This window comes from Spirosoma sp. (genome assembly GCF_048594605.1).
In the GTDB taxonomy this organism is placed as follows: domain Bacteria; phylum Bacteroidota; class Bacteroidia; order Cytophagales; family Spirosomataceae; genus Spirosoma.
Window position 1 is genome coordinate 1 of record NZ_JBMDWV010000312.1, and the last position, 3,048, is coordinate 3,048.

General features: G+C 45.7%; 4 protein-coding genes. 1 reads left to right on the forward strand and 3 read right to left on the reverse strand.

The window, feature by feature from the left end; genetic code table 11:
• On the reverse strand, positions 1–551 hold a 551-nt coding region (locus tag ACOJS8_RS18845), incomplete at its 3' end, for a retropepsin-like aspartic protease (RefSeq protein WP_420150094.1).
• A gap of 204 nt (positions 552–755) precedes the next feature.
• Here ACOJS8_RS18845 and ACOJS8_RS18850 point away from each other — a divergent pair.
• Positions 756–974: a hypothetical protein gene (locus ACOJS8_RS18850; protein WP_420150095.1), complete on the forward strand. Its 219-nt coding sequence runs from the start codon at positions 756–758 to the stop codon at positions 972–974.
• A gap of 22 nt (positions 975–996) precedes the next feature.
• Here the strand turns inward: ACOJS8_RS18850 and ACOJS8_RS18855 are convergent, their stop codons facing one another.
• On the reverse strand, positions 997–2,562 hold the full coding sequence (locus ACOJS8_RS18855) for a glycoside hydrolase family 43 protein (RefSeq protein WP_420150096.1): 1,566 nt from the start codon (positions 2,560–2,562) through the stop codon (positions 997–999).
• Between the two features lie 209 nt (positions 2,563–2,771).
• Positions 2,772–3,048, reverse strand: a 277-nt coding sequence (locus ACOJS8_RS18860; RefSeq protein WP_420150097.1) for a GH32 C-terminal domain-containing protein, incomplete at its 5' end; no start/stop codon positions are given.

Sequence of the window (3,048 nt, forward strand, 5' to 3'; positions counted from 1 at the left end):
CTGTCAGTGGGGCCAACTTTACCCAAAACAAGAAACGCTTTCGTATAAGCAAGAACGCCTTTCGCCCGTGCGTCCAACCTATCCTGGGCTATAATCAGCTGGCGGTTTGGCCCATCGATCGTCAGCAGATAGTTATAAAAAAAATCGCGCCCTATTATGCCATTCACCAGAACCTGCTTTGGCTTTAGGTTGAAATCCTGAACAACCAGCTTAAGTTTGGAATGGGTGATTTGCCCGAGACTAAACTTGTCGACACCTACTAAAAATTCTCGTTTTACGGTTGTCCCAACCGAGTTCTCTTCAAATCCGACTACGTTCAGCCCAAGCTCCTTAGCCAGTCGATTGTCGATACGTGCTGTTGTTGCGGAACCCAAATCCAGCATAAACGTAAAAGGCCCACGTCCGTTAATATATGCTTTCACGTAGAGTAAATTTTCACTACGTATCAGCGGAATATTTTGCGGTAATTTCTGAGCAGACGTTGAGCTGATTAGAATCAGAATAAGAGCAAAAACTGGTAATACAGCCCTATGCACCGTATTGAATGGCATAAATTATTAAACAATAAATGGTTGCTTCCCTCTACCCGCTACTGTACAGCTGTACTTTATTGTTACTGATAACTGAATACTAATCCGTTACGCATCCATTATAGACGTTTTTCCGTATATCATTTTACTATTTACACTTATACTGCACAGCCACATCAGCACCATAGTGTAACGAATAAAAATAAATAAGCACTATGAACTAGCATGAAGAAGTTGATAGCTATCGTTCTGATACTGGGTGTAGTGTTATTCCCCGTTGCATTTCGACTTATTTTTCCTCATTTCTATCAAGTTATTCTGGAATCCTACCCTATTGTGGGCGTAGGCTTACTTCTTTTGCTGGATATTCTCTGGATGTGGGTTGCGCTATTATTTCTCTCTCTGTTATCCCGATTTGCACGCTGGATGCGAACCCGCAGATGATTGTAGCGGACGAGATCGTGGCTTAATCGTACTTTATGTAAAAGGACCGAACCTGAGAACGACCTTTCCCCTCTCCAGATACGTACAGACCTATTCGTGGCGCCCGGTCCCAGCGGGGAAGATAGGCCCCATCCTGTAACGTATCAGTCATAAGCTGAACTTTTCCCTCGTTTGTCTGCCAGCCAAACTCGTAAAACTTACCGAAACGACTTTGCAGTTGTAGACGAATGCTATCTGCATTTTCAGGAATGGAATGAGTCTTTAGTACCGTACGGCTACCGTCCTTAATCTGCCACAATTCCAGCAACCCCTTACGCACGCCCAACCCCAGCGTATTACTGGCATCTCCATACAAACATATGCTTTGTAATATGTCTGCTTGAGGATTGATGTCAGCCGAGAAGGTATACGTTCCTTTCTTGATTAGTAGCCCCAGAAAATTTCCTGTCGAAGTGGCCGGTGCGTTCGCCAGTTGAAGTTGATTATTCGTAACAACAAATTCAGGCTTAGGCAAACTCACATCCCAAACCCAGGGTATATCATCCTTACTTTTACTGAAGTCGACAGCAATATCAAGATCCCGTTTCTGCGGTTGCCTATATGGGGATTCAGCCTGAGCCGGTGTTGTGATGCCATATCGAAAAACTGGCCACTGGGTCTTTTCATTCCAGACCAGTTCACTCAGCACACCCTGACGACCGGTAGATGTAAAATCAACGCCGTTATAGGCATGGTGTAAATAAAAGTAGCGATTATCCGACGTAGTGACTAGCGTTCCGTGCCCTGGACATTTCCAGCTGTCATCGCTCACTAACACCGGATTACCCGCGTATTTTTCCCAGGGTCCCTGCAATTTCTTCGAACGGGCAAAACCAACCTGGTAATTACAGCCAGCCCCACAACAGGCATTTCCCGAGTATGTCATATAAAAGTACGGCCCTCGCTTAAAGATCGCCTGTCCTTCCGCTCCGCCAGCCTCCCAATTACTACGTTCGGCCGTGATTAGCGTAAACTCTTTCCCAATTACTTTACGTCCGTCGGGCGCCAGTTCAGCACCAAGAATTTCAATGGCTTTTCCCTTATCCAGCCCGTATGCTTTCCAGGTGATGTATAGTTTACCAGCGTCTTCAACAATGAAGGGATCGATGGCTTCTGAGGTCCATTCAAGTAGCAATCCATGATCGGTAAATCCCTGTCGAAGGTCACGCGTGGTAGCAACGCCAATGTATGACCGCTTATCTGATTTTCGGCGGGCGGTATAATAGATATAGAACGTACCGTTCCGATAAAAAAGCTCGGGCGCCCAGTAACTGCCCATTGTCCAGGCTGGCAACGTATTGAAAACAGGGCCAACGTAATCCCAGTTGACTAAATCCTTAGACGTGTAAATTGGATACGCTGGCCCCCATTCCGACGACGTACCCACAGCATAATATGTATCGTTTAGCCGGATAACCGACGGATCAGCAAAATCACCCGCAATAACCGGATTTCGATACGTAACAGTTTCACCAGGCGATTTAGCGAGCTGCCCCATGCTCTGAACAGATACTAGTAAGCCAATAATAACGGGTAATAACTTCTTCATACGTCTGTTTTTATCCAGCTCTTCATTTCCCCTGAAAGTTCTGAACTTTCGCGCAATTTCTAACAGTCTAATTTATCGTTTCAGAGTCATACCACCGTTTCGAGAACGTCCCATCAATACGTTTTACAACCGAATAGGTCCTTAACACAACAGCCACGCTACGCAGCGTGGCTGTTGTGGGCTGTTGTGTTCCATTAAAAAGAAAATGCTTACTGAACCGAAGGTGTCAGCTTTGTGAATGTCAGCTTACCGATCGACGTACCAGTCGCCGATTTAACGGATAATTTGGTCAGTGGTTGATCAGGGAAAAAGACGGCGGTCATAACACTCAGTCCATTGTCGGCAAATAGTTCGGCGGAAGCCACATCCACCAGCAACGTTAGCGAAATGGTTTTGTCGGATGAAAAGCGGGGTGCCGTCATGCGTTTACCAAAATCTTTCTCAAAATCTGTCTTCCCCGATGTTGTTCGGTCGATGTAATACGTA

Coding starts and splice junctions, on each gene's coding strand:
- ACOJS8_RS18850 (WP_420150095.1), top strand. CDS start 756: ATGAAGAAGTTGATAGCTATCGTTCTGATACTGGGTGTAGTGTTATTC.
- ACOJS8_RS18855 (WP_420150096.1), bottom strand. CDS start 2,562: ATGAAGAAGTTATTACCCGTTATTATTGGCTTACTAGTATCTGTTCAG.